We start from the raw sequence: 16,003 nt of genomic DNA, 5'->3' as shown, positions 1-16,003 counted from the left end.
TTGCCGCTCCGTATCAGTCCGGCGAGCCCTCACTGTCATCGAAGAAGGCCCAGCCGTCATCGGATTTGACCTCCATGCGCCATCCGAGTTCGGAATTGTCTGCCTTGGAATCGACGAACCAGGCGTGTGCATCCTGCGCGCTCTCGATGTCTTTGGTGTCGACCACGTCGCCGTGTGGGTTCAGAACTCGATAAGTAGCCATAGCGCCTTACGTTCCCGTTTTTGCTCCCGTTAACCCTGGTTGGCAGCTGCCGATTGGCCTACGTCATAGGGGGTATCCGGTGCCGATGACAGCCCCAGATCCCGAAAAGCGCGAGTCTGAGCACGGCGAGTCCGACGTCGACGATGACCCCAAGGTTGCCGGGTCACGCGCCGACGGCGATGACGGCGGCTCCTATGTGGGACGCACCTTTTCCGATGACGATTTCGACTCCGGGCAGACCGGAGCCGAAGCGCGCAGCGAGGACGACTAACCGAGGGCGATATCGACGACCAGCGGACGGTGATCGGACAGCTCGACGGCCGGGGCGTCGGCAAAGTGCGCGCGCAGTGCGGCATCGTCGGTGAGGATGTGGTCGAGCTGCTTGGTCGGGGCGTCCGCGGGAAACGTCGCGGCACTCGCCAACGATCGGAAGCCGGTGCTGCGGGCGACCGCTTCGGGAGTCAGGTTCAGGTCGCCGGTCAGGATCCGCGGGCCGGGCAGACCCCGCAGATCACGGACCAAGCGGCGCAGCTGCCGACGGTTCCATCCCGGGACGAAGGAGAGATGGGTATTGGCAACCGATATCGGCCCCAGCGGCGTGTCCAGCGCCGCGATCACGGCAGCGCGCGGTTCCTCCTTCACCAGCACGACCTTTTTCGGATCCGGAAGGTACAGCGGAAATCGCACCGGGATGCGGGGCATTCTGACCACCTGCCAACTGATGGCCGGGTATCGGGACAGCAAGGCGATACCGTACGCCGCGGTCCCAGGCTGTTCGGCACCGTCGGCCGCCATCCACGTCGCACCTGGAGTGCCCGCGATCGCGGCGACGAACTGGTGCGCCACCGCACCCATCGCCTCCGCGGCCACCGCAGTGAGATCGGAGCGGCCTGATCGAAGTTGTTCGAGGTCGACCTCCTGCAGCGCCAGGATGTCCGGGTCGAGGCGTTTGATGCACTCAGCCAGGCGCTCCGGGTGTACGCCGTCTCCGACGGTGCGCCCGTGCAGAATGTTGAAAGTGGCGATCCGCATGTTCAATGGGTACCCAGCATCGCATGTCGACACATGAGGAGCTGCGCGCGGCCATGCGTGCCGCCGGGTCGGCGCTCAAGGAGCAGGGACCCGATTTCGCATTGGCGGGAAGTTTCGCGCTGTGGGTGGCAGGCGGGCCGGAGCCCGTGCACGATGTCGACTTCGTGGTAGCCGAAAAGGATGCCGACGCCGCGGCGCACACCCTCGACAAGGCGGGTTTCGACATCGAACGTCCGCCCGAGGATTGGTTGTTCAAGGCGTACCTGGGCGGCGCGCTGGTCGACGTGCTGCACCGCGTCAACGCCGAACCCGTGACCGCCGAGCTGCTCCACCGTGCCGAGCCGTGTGATGTGCTGGCGATCCGGATGCCCGTCCTGCCGGTCACCGTCGTGCTCACCCAGAAGCTGCGTGCCCTGAACGAACATCATTGCGATTTCGCAGCACTGCTCCCACCGGTTCGTGCGGTGCGCGAGCAGGTGTGCTGGAGCGAGTTGCGTGACGCGACGGCGCACAACGATTACGCGGTCGCCTTCCTCGTCCTTGCCGACCGTCTCGGCCTGACCGGTCAGTGATTACGAAGCTTGTCGACCAGCTTGTCCTTGGTCAGTTTGGAGTATCCGGTCATACCCAGCTCCTTGGCGCGCTTCTTCAGATCGGCGACGTTCCAGTCCTCGTAGGACCCGGACTTGCCCCCTTTGCGTGCCACCGCGGACTTACCCCGCGCGGCGACCGCATTGGAGATCCGCGCCGCTTTCTCCTTCGAATTTCCCTGATCTCGCAGGTCTTCGTACATTTTCTCGTTCTTGATCGATGAATTCGGCATGCGGTGGGATTCCCGGCGACAAGCCGGGTGAAACGGGACCGTCAGCCCTTGGCGACCTTGCGGACCAGGCTGCGGGTCGCCTTCTCCAGGATGGCCACACCGGCAGCCCGGTCCTTTTCTCGCGCTGCGCGTCTGGCCGCGGCGGCGATCGTGACGCCGTGCTCGTAACCGGTGACCACGCGCGGGTCGACATATGAGCTACGCGCCACCGCCGGGGTGTTGCCCAACTCCTCGGATACCTGTTTCATCACCCCAGACACCGCGCGCTTGCGTTTGCGTTCGGTCTCACCCGGATCGGCCTCGGCGAAAGCGGCTGCCGCCAGGACCGTACCGTGCCAGGTACGCAGGTCCTTCACGCTGTACTCGTCACCGACCAGCTCCTTGAACCGCGTGTTGAGGTCCGATGCGTGAATATCGACCCAGTTCGAACCGTTGCGGCACGCCAGCAACCGATCGGCGCGGCCGTCCCGACGCAACAGCGCGCGCACGGCACGCAGTACCTCCGGATCGTCGATCTCCCATATCCGGCGTACACCGCTCTTGGCCGGGAAATCGAAGGCCACAGCGCCCTTTCGCAGGGTGACGTGCTCACACTGCAGGGTCGCCAGTCCGTAGGATTCATGCTCCTCGGCGTATTGCTCGCCACCGGCGCGGAAGTAGCCGAGGTCGAGAAGGTGCAACGCCAGGGCCAACACCCGATCGCGGGACAGTCCCCGCCCGGTGAGGTCTGCGGCAATCCGCTCCCGCCACGCGGGCAGCGCGGTCGACATCTCCAGCACCCTGTCGAATTTCTCCTCGGCACGCTCTTCCTGCCATGCCTGGTGGTACAGGTATTGCCTGCGGCCCGCGGCATCGGTGCCCACCGCCTGGATATGACCGTTGTCGTACGGGCTGATCCACACCTTGCGCCAGGCCGGCGGGATGACCAGATCCTTGATGCGGGCCAAGTGGTCGGCGTCCGCCAGCGGTTCACCGTCGGGCCCCCGATAGGTGAAGCCCTTGCCCTTGCGCAGCCGGGTGATACCCGGACCGTCGAGAACACTCCGCCGCAACCGCATGCGTCCTATTACCCTGGCAGTGAGCGCTTTACACCTGTTCAGGTGCCGGGTACGCCGACCCGAGCCCGCTCCCGGATCGAGGCAACAACACCGCCGTCGTTGAGGATGTCGGTTCCGGTGAGGTAGCCCGCACGGTCACTGACGCAGAACACGAACAGCTCCGCCATCTCCTCGGCCGTGCCCCACCGAGGCACCGCGGCATCGGCGACCAAAGCGCCGGCGCCGCCTGCCTCCTCCAGCCTGCCCATCTCGGTGTCGACCGATCCCGGAGACACCGACACGATGCGCAGACCGCGGCCGTTGAAGCGCTCGGCGTTGGCACTGCTGTACCACTTCACAAAGTTCTTGCTGATGCCGTAGGCGATGCCGGAACGCCTGCTGTCACCGGCAACATCGCAGGAGGGCAGCACATCGGCGAGGAACGTCTGCTCATCCTGCAGCGCACGCGGGAACCGGTCCACCGGGATGAGGGACTCGGGCAGGATGTGCGCGGCCATCGATGCGACGTTCACTATCGCGCCTCCCGATCCGGCGACAGCATAGAACTTCTCGTTGACGTGAACGGTGCCGAACACGTTGGTGCGCATGATGTATTCGGCATCGCCCATCGCAGGACTGACCCCTGCGGTGTGCACGACGGCCGTCACCGGACCCAGGGCGGTCGCGGCGGCATACAGCGCGTCGACGGCCTGTCGGTCCGTCACGTCACAATGGACACCGGTCGCGGCGATACCGAGTTCCGCCAGTGCTGCCGTCGCAGCGTCGAGTCGGTCGGCCCTCACGTCAGCCAGCACCACGTGTTGGTTGCGTCCGACGATCCTCGCCGTCGCCACGCCCATACCGCCTGCCCCACCGGTGATCACCGCTACCGTATCCATCACTCGACGGTAGCTCATGAACATTACAGACATGGCCTTCGGTGTCACGCCCGCCCGATGGGTGCGTACCCCATCAGGACCAGGCATCGCGCAAGATGTCACCGAGACGGTCGAGCGGATCGCCCTCGTCGGGATTCAGTCGGCGCTCCTGGACATCGGGGGTCGATGCGCTGCCCGGGGTTGTCGTCAGCGGCGGCGGCGCACCGGCAGGCGGCGGCGGAGCGGGTGGTAGCGGTTGCGACAGCGCAGCGATCTTGGCATCGAGCCGGGCCGCCGATTGCGCCCGAACCTCCCGACGACCGGGATCGGCATCGGTGTTCTCGGCAAAGCATCCCCGCGGCGCCTGCACGACGACCTCGCGGGCGCGGCGGTAGTGCTCGCGGGCGTCATCGGCCTCGGCATCCACGACCGCCCGGTCGCCGAGGGTCTCACGCACCAGGACCAGATCGACTCTCAGCGCACAGGATCTACCGTCATCGACGCGATCCAGCACGGAGACGAAGTCCTCCTCGGCCTCGACGAGCCGGTCATCACGCGCCGCGGCGACACCCGCCGAGAACCTCTGCGCCGCCGCGTCTTCGGCCAGGCCGGTCCACGCCAGTCGACAGGCGATGAGCAGCAGGATCAGCACCACCGGGGCCGAGAACAGCAACGCTCGCCTGCGTAGGGGGGTCACCGACCCACCTCCACCCGGTCCAGCCTGGTGCGGCGCAGCTCGAGCAGCACGTGGTAAAGCGCACCGAGCAGCAGGATCGCCGCGGCACCACTGAGCACCCAGTACAGTTCGAATCCCGATGCCGTTTGCTTGGTCGCCGCGGGCACACTCGCCGTGACATCGTCGGCATCGAGCTGATCGGCGACGGAACTGCCGGGTTCGCGTGGCAGGTAGGGCACCCCGAGCTGATCGGCGACGGTCTGCAGGGTCGATCGGCCCGCGATCCCGTAGGCCAGCACGGCACCACCGTCCACGGAGTTCTCGGGCAGCGCGAATTCCCGTGCCGGAAAATCGGATCCGGGCGCCCCGGCACCGAGATAGAACACCAGATTGCGAGCCCTGGGGAACTGTTGGGTCGCTGCGATGAGTTGGTAACGCAACACCGTCGCCGCGGCGCCGGCATTGGCGGAGTCGGCGGTTGCGGTGTCATCGACGCCGATATCGGCGACAACCGGGCGCAGGCTCCACGTATCCGCGGACAGCGGCCAGTCCAGGGATGGCCGGGCCGCGAAGCCGATGACCGCGAAGCGGGCGTCGGGATAGCGGTCGATCAGTGCCTCGATATCGTTGCGTGCCTGGATGACCGATGGTCCGGCCATATCGGGCGACCGGTCGACGACCAGGAAGATGTTCGGGTCACGGTCACCGGCGACGCTGGTGACCGCCTGCTCGGATCCACCGATGACCGGTCGCAGCAGTGCGCACAACAACAGCAGTGCCGCCGCGACCAATGCCCGGCGCCTGCCCCGCACGCCCAGCACGCCCACGGCGATCACCAGCACGGCTGCGGTGATGAGAAGCCATACCGGCAGCGCGGGTTGCAACGTCATCGCCGGATCACCACCGGCATCAGGAGCACGGCGGCTATCGCGACAAGCGCGGCAAGGACCGCCGGGTCCGGGGTCTCGGACGCGTACGCTGCCGCACCGTCGGCAGCGGGCACCGGCGGTGGCTGATTGCGGCGGATCTCGGCGAGCCGGGCTCCCACATCGGTCGTTGCGGGATACGCGCGTCCCCCGGTGGCCTCGGCCAGCTCGGCGGGCAGACCCGCACCCGTGCTGATGGCGTTGACCTGTACGGCACCATCGCGAGCCAGCGCGCGCACGGCGGTATCACTGAACAGTGCCGGTGCAGGATCGTCCGGCAGCGCCGCGGGGCCGACATAGATCAGCGACCGGCGTTGCGGTGCGGCAGATCCGAAGTCCGGGAAACCGGTCAGGCAGAGTGCCAGGATGTCCGATACCGTCGGGGCATAGTCGACATAGGACACATTGGAGGTCAGCGCTGCCTGATCGGCGAACCGTGCTGCGGCGTACTGATAGTCGCGGGTCAACGGGATGACCCGTCGGTTGGCCGAGGTCAGACCGATGCGCTCACTACCGAATCCGCGCACCGTCTCGGCGAAATACCGCATGGTCGCCTGCACCGCGGCATCATCGCGTGCGTCACCGACGCACACCATGATGTCCTCGGGCTGGTCTGCCGCGACCTGGCGTTGCGGTATGGGCAGCCCGTTCGGTCGCGCGGCGGCCAGCGCCGCTGCGGCGAAGGCCGCCAACAGCAACAGGATGCTCAGCGCGGCCGAGATGGCCTGCAGTCGTGCGGCCCGCACGTACTCGGGCAGGGCGGTCAGCCGCCGGGTGTTGGCCAGCGCACGCGGCGGACGCTCGGGCGTCTTGGACGGCCGGAGCAGCGCGGCGCCGATGCATCCGGCCAGTCCGACGCACGCGATGACGACGACGGCCCACCATGTCAGATCCATTCGCGCACCAGCCGTTCGGCGGCAGAGGCCGCGACCTCGACATCGGCGATCGTGGTCCGGTTGAACTGGATGTCGTCGAGGGAAGTGAGGACGGGCGCCGCGGGGGCCAGCGCGCCCTCGGCGATCTCGGGGAGCTGCAGATACTCTGCTCGCTGCCCGGTGGTCTCCCGCAGAAAGCGGCGCAGGTGTCCGCTGAGGTGCGATGCGGCGACAGGTGCGCTGATATCGGCTGCGCGGTAACGCATCTTGGTATCAGCGATGGCTCGCAACGCCCGGCGCCGGATGATCGCCGCCCGCGCCGCGCCCACGACGGCGGGTTCGCTTCGCCCCGGTGCGGTCCACCACAGCACGCCCAGGTACCAAGCGGCGACCGCGGCGACGATGCTCCCGACACCCCACAGCCATCCCACCGACGCGGGCGGCGCATCCATCAGGTAGCTCAACAGGTCATCCGGCACGGGCGTACACCCCTGTCATCGCCGCCAGCGCCGCAGCGATGCCCGCGCTCGATGCGATCCGTGCATGCGGCACCCGCAGTTCTGTCATGAACTCCGAGAGCTCCTGTCGGCGTTGCTCTTCGGACCGCTGGTAGGCACGCACAACGCGATCACCGAGGACATCGGCGCCGAGCACCCGGCGACCGTCGGCGACGTCGTACCCGGTGCCCGGATAGCCGGGATCGACCGCGGGCCGGTCGCCGACCATGGCCCACAGCACATCGTGGCGCGCACCGAGTGACTGCAGCACGTCCCGTAACCGGTCGCTGATATCGGGCTCGTCGGCAACGACGATGATCAGCAGCGGATGTCGCTGATGGCTGGCCACCCACCGCAATTGGACCACGATATCGCTGGCATCCGGTTGGGCGCCGACATGCTGGTGATAGCGGTGCAGCATGCGTTCGATATGGGTTTCACCGCGCCGCAGCCGGATGTCGACGCAACCGCGGCGGTCGCCGGTGACCAGCCCGATCTCGTCCGAGCGCGGCAAGGTGATCAATCCGATGGCACCGATGATGTGGGACGTCACTTGTGATTTCGGCTCGCCGGTCGGCGTGTCGGCGCAGGCATTGCGGCCGGCGTCGGCGACGACCAGGATCTTGTGGTGTTTCTCGGTGACGAACTGTTTGACCAGCGGCTGCCCCGAACGAGCGGTGGCCTTCCAATCGATATCGCGGACGTCATCGCCGGGCACATAGGGCCGCAGCTCGTCGAATTCCAGGCTCCTGGTGTGCACCAGGGCGTACCGGCCACCGGCGAGCATGCCCGCCGCGTCCCTACCCATGAACGCCTTGGCCGCATCGAGATGTTTACCCATTGCCGTCTCAGGGCACCGGGACGGCTCGCAACACCGCGTCCACCACGGCATCGGGGGTGACCCTGGCGCTGGCCGCCTCGAACCCGAGGACCATCCGATGTCGCAGAACGCGGTGTGCCAGCCGGGCGATGTCGTCGGGAAGCACGTGATTGCGCCCGCGCAGGACCGCCAAAGCTCTTGCGGTGCGGCAGAATGCGATGGTGGCACGCGGACTGGCACCGTATTCGATCAGCCGGGCCACGCTCGCGGGGAGGTGGCCGTCCGGGTCGCGGGTCACGCCGACGAGCCGGCCCGCGTATTCGACGAGCACCCGATCCATGTGCACGGCGCGCACGGCGGTCTGAGCGCGGCGGATGTCATCGACGGTGACCACGGCACGGGCGGGGTGGTCGCGGTCGTAGAGTCCGGCATCCATCCGCTCGATGATCTCGACCTCGTCCGCGACCGAGGGGTACTGCACCAGTTCCTTGAGCATGAACCGGTCTGTCTGCGCCTCCGACAACGGATAGGTGCCTTCCTGGTCGACCGGGTTCTGGGTCGCTATCACCACGAACGGCGCCGGGATCGGATACTCCACGCCGGCAATGGTGGTCTGGCGTTCCTGCATGGCCTCCAACATGGCGCTCTGGGTCTTGGCGCTGGACCGGTTGATCTCGTCGAGCAGCACGATATTGGCGTGTACCGGGCCGAGTCTGGTGGTGAAGGAGTTGCTGGCGGCCTCGTAGATCTGGGTACCGATGATATCGCTGGGCAGCAGGTCGGGGGTGCACTGGATGCGCCGGAAGCTGCCGTCGATGGATTCCGCGACCACCCGGGCAGCGGTGGTCTTCGCCAAGCCGGGGACGCTTTCGACCAACAGGTGACCGCCGGCAAGTAGGGCGAGCAGCAGGGATTCCCGTAGCTGATGTTGCCCGACGACCTTGGTGGAGAATTCGGATGCCACCGCAGCGGCGACATCTCTGGCATCACCGATCGCCCCGTCGGAGGGCTGCAGATGCGAAGCGGTCATAGATCCTTCCGGGGATTGCATGGCCGGCCACGAATACCCATGTTGGCCGATCGCCAAGCTATGCCGGCGAATCCCGCACGGCGCGGGGTCACTGCGTATCCGGGCCGACCAGGGCCATCGCACCGACTGTGTGAATTTAGCTACGTTTGCTAAACATGTTTGGTGCCACAGCTCACCGACCCTGCTGCGCAAGCGCGCCCGCGCGGACCGGTCCGGTTGCTGCTGGACCCGGTTTTCGGAACGTTGTTCTGGGGCCGGATGTTCTCCATCGTCGCGGTGTGGACGCACAGCATCATCGCGGCCGTCGTGGTGTACGAGGCCACCGAATCGGCCCTGATGGTGGGTCTGGTCGGGGTTTTCCAATTCGGGCCGCAGCTGCTGCTCAGCCCGGTCAGCGGCCGCTGGGCCGATTCCGGCAATCCCGGCAGGCAGATCCTGCTCGGCCGGGTGCTGTGCATGGCCGGATCGGGTTCGATTGCGGGCTGGATGTTCCTGGAACCAGAGCAACAGGGCACGCCGGCGGCGGTGGCGGTCCTGTTCGGGTCGCTGATCGTGGGCGTCGGTTTCGTCGTGGGTGGGCCGGCGATGCAGTCGATCGTGCCGGACCTCATCCGGCCGGGCGAGCTGTCGACGGCGATGGCGCTGAACAGCATTCCGATGACCATCGGTCGCATCGCCGGGCCGGCCGCGGGGGCGTACCTGGCGGCCCATTTCGGTGCAGCGACCGGATTCGCGGTGAGCGCCGGCCTGCACCTGGTCTTCGCGGTGTTCATCATCGCGGTGCGCTTGCCCGCACCCCCGGCACGGGCCGCCGACGCCGACCGCCGGGTGCGGGCCGCGGTGCGGCACGTCTGGCGTGATCGCCCGCTGCTGATGGCCCTGCTGGCGGTCACAACCGTCGGCGTCGCTGCCGATCCGTCGATCACGCTGGCACCCGCGCTGGCCGATGCGCTCGGCGGAGGCACCCAGCTCGTCGGAATGCTCTCGGCCATCTTCGGAGTCGGTGCAGCGGTGGGTATGGGCGCACTCGCCATCATCGGCGGCCGGCTCCCGTCCGCGCGGGTGTCATTCCTCGGTTTGACCGGGCTGGGACTGGGGTGTGCCGTACTGGCCGGCAGTCTGATACCGGCCGTCGCGATGGGCGGCTTCGCTCTCGCCGGGCTGGGCTTCGGCTGGGCCTTGACCGGTTTGACCACGGTTGTGCAGGAGCGCGCACCACAGGATCTGCGCGGCCGGATCATGGCGCTCTGGATGGTCGGCTTCCTGGGGTCACGTCCGATCGCGGCGGCGGTACTGGGCGGAACGGCAGATGCGGTCAATGTGCAGGCGGCCTTTGCGGTCGCGGCCGCGCTCACCCTGACGGTGGCGGTGTTGTGCCGACCCGCGACGCTCACCGGCCCCGTGCCCTGACCGCCGCCCGGCAGCGGAATTTCTCGGCAACCGGATTGTTATCAAGGTTTGGCCCGTTTGTCACACGGGTAACTTTGGTAACAGGCGCAGCAAAGCGTCACACCGGTAACTACGAAAGAGCCGAATGGATCACCACCATGAACACAGTCCTCTTCCTCAGCGCCAGTGGCGCCATTTATGAGACCCGCGCCTACACCACCGCCGATATCACCGAACTCGTCAACGCCCAGGGACTTCAGGCGCTGACCAGCGCCGATCATCAGTTCGACTTCTGGTTCAGCCCCTCGGCCGGCGGCTGCCAACGGCGCGTCAACCGCACCGCCACCGAGCTTTTGATGGCCACCACCGCACTGGGCGCCGGCAACGTGCCCCTGCTCCGTGGCGCCGTGGTGATCGCCAGCCATGATGCCGACGGCGATCTGGACGGCCTGAGTTGGGAGCAGCTCGACCAATTGGTGGACCGCCACCGGGGGCTGTCCGCGGGCAAGCTGCGCGCGCTCTGCCGGCGCATGAACCGCGATGAGCGCCAGCGGCGTCGTGTGCTCGCCGCACGTAGCGCGGCGCGCTCGACCAAGACCGCGCACACGACGCCGAGAACACCCGTCGCGCACTGACACCACACGCCCGGGCACCGCTGGGCGCTGTGTTTGGGATACCCATGAGCCGGTCGGCGGGATCCGCGCTATTTTGTGGCTCATGCTCAATGCCGAACGTGATGCGGTCGCCCTCCGCTTCGCGGAGTTGCTTCGCGATCTGGAGCGCACGCAACCCAATGACACCGAGACCGCGCTGCGGGAGCTGACCGTCAATGCAGCAGCCGCGCTGCCGGGCGCCGTGTCGGCGAGCATCACGGTCGCGACCCGCGAGGGTGAGGTCAAGTCGGTGGCCGCAACCGATTCGGTGGCCGACAAGATCGACGACATCCAGCGTCGCACCAAGCAGGGGCCCTGTCTGGAGGCCGCCTGGGAACAGCACACGATGCGGATCCGTGATGTCGAGACCGAACAGCGCTGGCCGCTGTTCTGCCAGGAGACGCGGCAGAACACCAGCATCCGGTCCTCCCTGGCGTTTCAGCTGTTCCGCAACCGTGAGGCGATGGGAGCCCTGAACTTCTACGGAGAACAGACCGATGCCTTCGATGACGACGCCGTCGAGCTGGGGCTGATCCTTGCCACGCACACCGCGGTCGCCTGGAATCTGCTGGTGCGCGACGAGCAGTTCCGCAGCGCACTGGCTTCCCGAGATCTGATCGGCCAGGCCAAGGGCATCCTGATGGAGCGCTTCGGGGTGGACGCGGCCGGTGCCTTCGGGCTCTTGCGCAGACTCTCCCAGGAGAGCAATACGCCCCTGGTCGAACTCGCCGAGAAGGTCATCGATTCCAGGACTGGGGAGGACCGACCCGTTTGAATTTCCTCACGTGGGTAAACTGAACCCATAGACCGTGGGTTCAGGTACGACGCCCATCCGGAGCCATTTTTGTGGAGCCCAGATGACGTCCGACCCCGTTGCTGCCGCCCTGGCCGAGCGAGCAGGCATCAACTCCAGCGATCCCGAGCTGATCCAGAAGTATCTGGACCAGTGCTATTCGACCAGATTCAGCATCACCCGCACCGATGGCGCCGATCACGGGCCATGCTCGTGCACACACTCCAGGGTCGATGTCGACACCTTCGCGATCGAGGAGATCCGGCACACCGGAGTGGTGCAGCTGCGCGCCGAGCATGTCCCAGCGGTCGTCGCGCTGCACGTCCTGGCCGGCCGGGTCGAGGTACAGCACGGCGGCTTCGCCACGGTGGCGGAACCCGGGACGTGGATCCTGGCCTCGAGCGGCCTCGGCCCCGTGCGCGTGGTCCTCGCCGATGCCCAGCTGCGGTCGGTGGTGGTGTCCAAGGCCCTGCTCGCCGAGGTCGCGGCGATAGACACCGAGTCCCCGTCGGTACCACGCTTCACCGCGCTCACACCCGATGAGTCGCACGCCACGCATGCGTTGGAGGCCACCGAACGGTTCCTGGACAGCTTGTTGACCTCCGACAACACCACCGACGACCCGATCGTGCTGCGCTCGGCAGGCCGGATGCTGGCCAGTGCGGTGCTGAGCACCTTCCCCAACGACCTGCCGACGGGATCCCCGGATGCCGATGCCGGTGCCGGTGCCGACCAGCCCGCCCTGCTGCGCCAGGCGGTCAACTTCATCCAGGACAACGCCGCACGCGATATCAGTGTCCGAGACATCGCGGCGGCCCTGTACCTGTCGCCGCGAACCGTCCAGTACCTGTTCCGGCGGCACCTCAACACCACGCCGACGGCCTATCTGCGCACCATCCGGCTGGCGCAGGCGCGCAAGGAACTCATCGCCGGCGACCGGTCGGTGACCACGGTTGCGGCGACGGCGGCGCGGTGGGGTTTCGCCCATACCGGCCGGTTCGCCGTGCTGTATCGGCGGACCTACGGCGAGAGTCCGCACGAGACGCTACGGCGGTGAGGCGCGCCTGCGCTTCGCCCAGCGGCCGATGATCGTCGCAATGTGGATTCAGTATCCCGGTAGCCTGGAGGCCGGTTGAGCAGCAGCCGCACAGGTCGCCTCAGCGACACCCCGCTTCGAGTGAGGGCGTCATGACAGACACACTTCCCAGCGACACCCCGTTGCCCGTCGGTACCGCCCGGCGCGCTCTGCAGATGACCACGCACTGGCAGGATTTCGATCTGGCAGTGGTGACGGTGACCGGCGAACTGGACGCGACCAACACCGATATCCTTCTCGACTACGCGCTGAGCAAGGTCGTGCTGTGCCAACGGATGGTGCTGGACCTCACCGATATCGACTTCTTCGGCTGTGCCGGGTACACGATGCTGAAGACACTGGAGTACCGGTGCATACTGGCCGACGTGGTGCTGACGCTGCTGACCGGCGCACCGGTGCGGCGGGTCCTGAAGGTCTGCGAGTACGCGGCCCGACACGGCCTCTGATCTCGGACCCTCGCCGGCCTCGCGCCGCGTCGACCCGCCGCGGGCGACCGTGCAAAGATCGGCTTCGATGTCCGCGTTGATCGGCAGGAATGCCGAATGCCAAGTGCTCGAAGCGCTCCTGCGCACCGTCCGAGACGGCGACAGCGAGGTCCGGGTGCTGCTCGGACAGGCCGGCGTCGGAAAAACCAGCCTGCTCGGTCATCTGCGCGCGTCCGCCGCCGACTTCCAGATCCTCGAGGCCACCGGCATCGAGTCGGAGATGGAACTGCCATTCGCGGGACTGCATCAGGTGTGCGCGCCCATCCTGGACCTGCGCGCCGCACTGCCTGCCCCGCAACGCGCGGCATTGGAGAGCGCCTTCGGGCTCAGTGACACCGCGCCCGCCCCGGACCGCTTCCTGGTCGGCCTCGCCGTCATAGGGTTGCTCGTCGACGCCGCCGCGCGGCGTCCGGTGCTGCTGGTCGTCGATGATCTGCAGTGGCTGGACACCGTGTCGGCACAGACGCTGTTCTTCGTTGCCCGCCGGCTGCCCGACGTCCGGGTCGGCCTTGTCCTTGCGCTGCGTACGCCCATCGACGGTATCGCCGGGTTGCCTGCGATGGCCGTTCCGGGCCTGGCCGACGACAGCGCACGCGAGCTGCTGGAGTCGGTGTTCCCCGGCCGCCTGGACCCGGCGGTTCGCGACCGCATCGTCGCCGAGGCACGCGGCAATCCCCTTGCTCTGCAGGCCATTTCACAGGGACTCAATGCCGTCGACCTGGCGGGCGGTTTCCAGCGCCCCGACCGGCGCCCGGTGGTCGCCGAGATCGAGGATCACTATCTGTCGACGCTACGGTCCCTGCCTGCAGATGCCCGCCGGGTGGTGCTGCTGGCCGCCTCCGAACCCGTCGGTGATCCGTCGCTGCTGCGTCGTGCGATGGAGGTGCAGCAGGTACCTGCCTCGGCGGAGACGGCCGCGCGGGATGCCGGGCTGATCACCGTCGACACCCGGGTGCAGTTCCAGCACCCGTTGGCACGCAGTATCGCCTACCGCTCGGCCACCACCGACGAACGTCGGGCCGCCCACCGCGCGTTGGCCGCCGGCACCGACCCGACCGTCGATCCCGACCGCCGCGCCTGGCACCTGGCGCTGGCGGCCGACGGTGTCGACGCCGAGGTGGCCGACGAACTGGAGGCCTCGGCGCGGCGCGCCCGTCAGCGCGGTGGAACGGCCGCGGCGGCAGCCTTTCTCACCAGATCTGTCGAGCTGACACCCGATCCGGCGATCCGCGGCGCGCGCGCACTGGCGGCCGCCGAAGCGCATCGCGAGGTCGCATCGTTCGACTCCGCAAGGCATCTGTTGGCGACCGCGCAGCTGTGCCCGTTGTCGGACCTGCAGCAGGCACAGTGGGCGCAGTTGCGGACCCGCCTGACGTTCGTCTCGGCAAGGACCAGGGGCGACGCCCAGGCGCTGTTGTCTGCGGTCGACCAGTTCCGCACGGTGGCAGAACAATTGCAGGTGCTTGCTCCGGCGATGGCCGGGGCAGCCTATCTGGAGGCGATGACGGCGGCGATGTACGTCGGCCGCCACGGCGGCACCAAGGCCGCCGAGATCGGTGCGGCCGCCCGCACCGCATTCGCCGCCGTCGAGGGCGGTCGCCCGCTCGATCAGGTCGCCAGGGCGCTGGCCGACCGGCTTGCATCGGGTGCGGAGGCCGCCATGCCCGCCGTGCAGACGGCGCTGGAGGCGTTGAAGACGGCCGGTCGCGACGAGGTCGCCGGTGCCGGTAACGACTGGTTCTGGCTCGGTTTCCCGGTCGTGCACGAATCCCTGATCCACGAGGCATGGGACGACGAGGGCTGGCGCGATATCTCCGCATACGCCATCCAGCTCGCAACCGAGCGCGGCGCACTCACCCTGTTGCCCGCATCCCTGCTGGCCCGCGCCGGTTCCGAGATGGAGGCCGGTGCACTGGATTCGGCGCGTGACCTGGTTACCAAGGCACACGAGATCTCGGTCGCCACCGGATACACGCCGCCGCGGTATCACCGTCTCGTTCTTGCGGCGTGGTCCGGCGATGACGTCGAGGCGTCTCGGCTCATCGACGCCGCACTCAAGGACAGCACCGCCCGCGGCGAGGGCCGCATCACGGGATTGGCTCATTACGGTGCCGCCGTGCTCAACAACGGCAGGGGCCGCTACCAGGAGGCGCTGGACGCGGGGTTGCGCGCTTTCGCCTATGAGGACCTTGGTTTCTACAACGAGATGCTGTTGGAGCTCATCGAGGCCGCGGTCCGCTGCGACCAACCCGAGCGGGCCGCCGAAGCGATGGAACATCTGCAGGCACGCACACTGGCCGCCTCGACCCCACGGGCGCTGGGGTCACTCGCTAGGTCGCGGGCACTGCTCGCCGACGGACCGGCCGCCGCGGAGCTCTATGACGAGGCGCTCGACCAGTTCGGCAGGACCAGGCAGGCGGCACAGCTGGCCAGGACACACCTGCTGTACGGAGAATGGTTGCGTCGCAATCGTTCCGCCAAACTGGCCCGCGAACAGCTACGCGTGGCACATGAGTCGTTTCACCGGATGGGCGTGGCCGGGTTCGCCGAACGCGCACGGCGTGAACTCCAGGCCACCGGCACCAAGACCCGCAAGCAACCGACCGCGGCCGGTGACGCACTGACCTCCCAGGAACAGCAGATCGCGCAGTTGGCAGGTCGCGGACTGACGAACCAGGAGATCGCCGGCGAGCTGTTCATCAGCGCGCACACGGTGGAGTATCACCTGCGAAAGGTATTCGCCAAGTTGAATATCCGCTCGCGTCGTGAGCTCAGGACACATATCTGAGAC

The 16,003-nt window shown here is 67.5% G+C and carries 19 protein-coding genes; 8 read left to right on the top strand and 11 right to left on the bottom strand.

Features of this window, described 5'->3' with window-relative positions; translation table 11 throughout:
- Positions 1 to 13: 13 nt before the first annotated feature.
- Positions 14 to 202, bottom strand: coding sequence for a hypothetical protein (locus IC40_RS0107170; protein WP_030134057.1), 189 nt, complete (start codon positions 200 to 202; stop codon positions 14 to 16).
- Positions 203 to 287: 85 nt separating this feature from the next.
- On the opposite strand from IC40_RS0107170, the gene IC40_RS0107165 reads away from it, so the two are divergent.
- On the top strand, positions 288 to 473 hold the full coding sequence (locus IC40_RS0107165; RefSeq protein ID WP_030134056.1) for a hypothetical protein: 186 nt from the start codon (positions 288 to 290) through the stop codon (positions 471 to 473).
- On the opposite strand, the gene IC40_RS0107160 is transcribed toward IC40_RS0107165, so the two are convergent.
- On the bottom strand, positions 470 to 1,234 hold the full coding sequence (locus IC40_RS0107160; RefSeq protein WP_030134055.1) for an endonuclease/exonuclease/phosphatase family protein: 765 nt from the start codon (positions 1,232 to 1,234) through the stop codon (positions 470 to 472). The genes IC40_RS0107165 and IC40_RS0107160 overlap by 4 nt on opposite strands.
- Positions 1,235 to 1,257: 23 nt before the next feature.
- Here IC40_RS0107160 and IC40_RS0107155 point away from each other — a divergent pair, with 23 nt between their 5' ends.
- The gene (locus IC40_RS0107155) at positions 1,258 to 1,806 is read left to right on the top strand and encodes a hypothetical protein (RefSeq protein WP_030134054.1); all 549 of its coding nucleotides are present in this window, start codon (positions 1,258 to 1,260) and stop codon (positions 1,804 to 1,806) included.
- Here the strand turns inward: IC40_RS0107155 and IC40_RS0107150 are convergent.
- From IC40_RS0107150 to IC40_RS0107110, 9 genes are all read right to left on the bottom strand, one after another.
- Positions 1,800 to 2,057, bottom strand: a complete 258-nt coding sequence (locus IC40_RS0107150; protein WP_030134053.1) for a DUF7218 family protein — start codon at positions 2,055 to 2,057, stop codon at positions 1,800 to 1,802. The two genes, IC40_RS0107155 and IC40_RS0107150, sit on opposite strands and share 7 nt — an antisense overlap.
- Before the next feature lie 41 nt (positions 2,058 to 2,098).
- Positions 2,099 to 3,115: a DNA topoisomerase IB gene (locus IC40_RS0107145; protein ID WP_030134052.1), complete on the bottom strand. Its 1,017-nt coding sequence runs from the start codon at positions 3,113 to 3,115 to the stop codon at positions 2,099 to 2,101.
- 38 nt (positions 3,116 to 3,153) lie between these two features.
- Complete coding sequence (locus IC40_RS0107140; RefSeq protein WP_030134051.1) at positions 3,154 to 3,993, bottom strand: SDR family oxidoreductase; 840 nt, start codon at positions 3,991 to 3,993, stop codon at positions 3,154 to 3,156.
- 73 nt (positions 3,994 to 4,066) lie between these two features.
- A complete protein-coding gene (locus tag IC40_RS0107135; protein WP_030134050.1) occupies positions 4,067 to 4,669 on the bottom strand; it encodes a hypothetical protein in 603 nt (200 codons plus the stop codon).
- Positions 4,666 to 5,538 carry a vWA domain-containing protein gene (locus IC40_RS0107130; protein WP_030134049.1) on the bottom strand — a complete coding sequence of 291 codons (873 nt, stop codon included), beginning with the start codon at positions 5,536 to 5,538 and terminating at the stop codon, positions 4,666 to 4,668. The genes IC40_RS0107135 and IC40_RS0107130 overlap by 4 nt, the downstream gene beginning before the upstream one ends.
- On the bottom strand, positions 5,535 to 6,470 hold the full coding sequence (locus tag IC40_RS0107125; RefSeq protein WP_030134048.1) for a hypothetical protein: 936 nt from the start codon (positions 6,468 to 6,470) through the stop codon (positions 5,535 to 5,537). Before IC40_RS0107125 ends, IC40_RS0107130 begins: the two co-directional genes overlap by 4 nt.
- Positions 6,461 to 6,928: a hypothetical protein gene (locus IC40_RS0107120; RefSeq protein WP_030134047.1), complete on the bottom strand. Its 468-nt coding sequence runs from the start codon at positions 6,926 to 6,928 to the stop codon at positions 6,461 to 6,463. The genes IC40_RS0107125 and IC40_RS0107120 overlap by 10 nt, the downstream gene beginning before the upstream one ends.
- The gene (locus IC40_RS0107115) at positions 6,918 to 7,787 is read right to left on the bottom strand and encodes a DUF58 domain-containing protein (protein WP_030134046.1); all 870 of its coding nucleotides are present in this window, start codon (positions 7,785 to 7,787) and stop codon (positions 6,918 to 6,920) included. Before IC40_RS0107115 ends, IC40_RS0107120 begins: the two co-directional genes overlap by 11 nt.
- A gap of 7 nt (positions 7,788 to 7,794) precedes the next feature.
- Complete coding sequence (locus IC40_RS0107110; protein WP_030134045.1) at positions 7,795 to 8,796, bottom strand: AAA family ATPase; 1,002 nt, start codon at positions 8,794 to 8,796, stop codon at positions 7,795 to 7,797.
- A gap of 159 nt (positions 8,797 to 8,955) precedes the next feature.
- Here IC40_RS0107110 and IC40_RS0107105 point away from each other — a divergent pair, with 159 nt between their 5' ends.
- The 6 genes from IC40_RS0107105 to IC40_RS0107080 all read left to right on the top strand — a co-directional run bounded on the left by IC40_RS0107105 (position 8,956) and on the right by IC40_RS0107080 (position 16,000).
- Positions 8,956 to 10,206 (top strand): MFS transporter, encoded by a 1,251-nt coding sequence (locus tag IC40_RS0107105; protein WP_042509597.1) that lies wholly within the window; start codon positions 8,956 to 8,958, stop codon positions 10,204 to 10,206.
- Between the two features lie 137 nt (positions 10,207 to 10,343).
- Positions 10,344 to 10,820, top strand: coding sequence for a hypothetical protein (locus tag IC40_RS0107100; RefSeq protein WP_030134043.1), 477 nt, complete (start codon positions 10,344 to 10,346; stop codon positions 10,818 to 10,820).
- Between the two features lie 82 nt (positions 10,821 to 10,902).
- Positions 10,903 to 11,613 carry a GAF and ANTAR domain-containing protein gene (locus IC40_RS0107095; RefSeq protein ID WP_030134042.1) on the top strand — a complete coding sequence of 237 codons (711 nt, stop codon included), beginning with the start codon at positions 10,903 to 10,905 and terminating at the stop codon, positions 11,611 to 11,613.
- 82 nt (positions 11,614 to 11,695) lie between these two features.
- Positions 11,696 to 12,688: a helix-turn-helix transcriptional regulator gene (locus IC40_RS26810; protein ID WP_051644286.1), complete on the top strand. Its 993-nt coding sequence runs from the start codon at positions 11,696 to 11,698 to the stop codon at positions 12,686 to 12,688.
- 131 nt (positions 12,689 to 12,819) lie between these two features.
- Positions 12,820 to 13,173 carry an STAS domain-containing protein gene (locus IC40_RS0107085; protein ID WP_042509598.1) on the top strand — a complete coding sequence of 118 codons (354 nt, stop codon included), beginning with the start codon at positions 12,820 to 12,822 and terminating at the stop codon, positions 13,171 to 13,173.
- Between the two features lie 67 nt (positions 13,174 to 13,240).
- Positions 13,241 to 16,000 carry a helix-turn-helix transcriptional regulator gene (locus IC40_RS0107080; protein ID WP_030134039.1) on the top strand — a complete coding sequence of 920 codons (2,760 nt, stop codon included), beginning with the start codon at positions 13,241 to 13,243 and terminating at the stop codon, positions 15,998 to 16,000.
- Positions 16,001 to 16,003: the final 3 nt, after the last annotated feature.

Source organism: Mycolicibacterium neoaurum ATCC 25795 (genome assembly GCF_000691525.1).
Taxonomy (GTDB): Bacteria; Actinomycetota; Actinomycetes; order Mycobacteriales; family Mycobacteriaceae; genus Mycobacterium; species Mycobacterium neoaurum.
This window is presented reverse-complemented; position numbering and strand designations above follow the sequence as displayed.

Coding starts and splice junctions, on each gene's coding strand:
- IC40_RS0107095 (WP_030134042.1), top strand. CDS start 10,903: ATGCTCAATGCCGAACGTGATGCGGTCGCCCTCCGCTTCGCGGAGTTG.
- IC40_RS0107125 (WP_030134048.1), bottom strand. CDS start 6,470: ATGGATCTGACATGGTGGGCCGTCGTCGTCATCGCGTGCGTCGGACTG.
- IC40_RS26810 (WP_051644286.1), top strand. CDS start 11,696: ATGACGTCCGACCCCGTTGCTGCCGCCCTGGCCGAGCGAGCAGGCATC.
- IC40_RS0107170 (WP_030134057.1), bottom strand. CDS start 202: ATGGCTACTTATCGAGTTCTGAACCCACACGGCGACGTGGTCGACACC.
- IC40_RS0107155 (WP_030134054.1), top strand. CDS start 1,258: ATGTCGACACATGAGGAGCTGCGCGCGGCCATGCGTGCCGCCGGGTCG.
- IC40_RS0107130 (WP_030134049.1), bottom strand. CDS start 5,538: ATGACGTTGCAACCCGCGCTGCCGGTATGGCTTCTCATCACCGCAGCC.
- IC40_RS0107100 (WP_030134043.1), top strand. CDS start 10,344: ATGAACACAGTCCTCTTCCTCAGCGCCAGTGGCGCCATTTATGAGACC.
- IC40_RS0107110 (WP_030134045.1), bottom strand. CDS start 8,796: ATGACCGCTTCGCATCTGCAGCCCTCCGACGGGGCGATCGGTGATGCC.
- IC40_RS0107085 (WP_042509598.1), top strand. CDS start 12,820: ATGACAGACACACTTCCCAGCGACACCCCGTTGCCCGTCGGTACCGCC.
- IC40_RS0107140 (WP_030134051.1), bottom strand. CDS start 3,993: ATGGATACGGTAGCGGTGATCACCGGTGGGGCAGGCGGTATGGGCGTG.
- IC40_RS0107145 (WP_030134052.1), bottom strand. CDS start 3,115: ATGCGGTTGCGGCGGAGTGTTCTCGACGGTCCGGGTATCACCCGGCTG.
- IC40_RS0107115 (WP_030134046.1), bottom strand. CDS start 7,787: ATGGGTAAACATCTCGATGCGGCCAAGGCGTTCATGGGTAGGGACGCG.
- IC40_RS0107150 (WP_030134053.1), bottom strand. CDS start 2,057: ATGCCGAATTCATCGATCAAGAACGAGAAAATGTACGAAGACCTGCGA.
- IC40_RS0107165 (WP_030134056.1), top strand. CDS start 288: ATGACAGCCCCAGATCCCGAAAAGCGCGAGTCTGAGCACGGCGAGTCC.
- IC40_RS0107080 (WP_030134039.1), top strand. CDS start 13,241: ATGTCCGCGTTGATCGGCAGGAATGCCGAATGCCAAGTGCTCGAAGCG.
- IC40_RS0107160 (WP_030134055.1), bottom strand. CDS start 1,234: ATGCGGATCGCCACTTTCAACATTCTGCACGGGCGCACCGTCGGAGAC.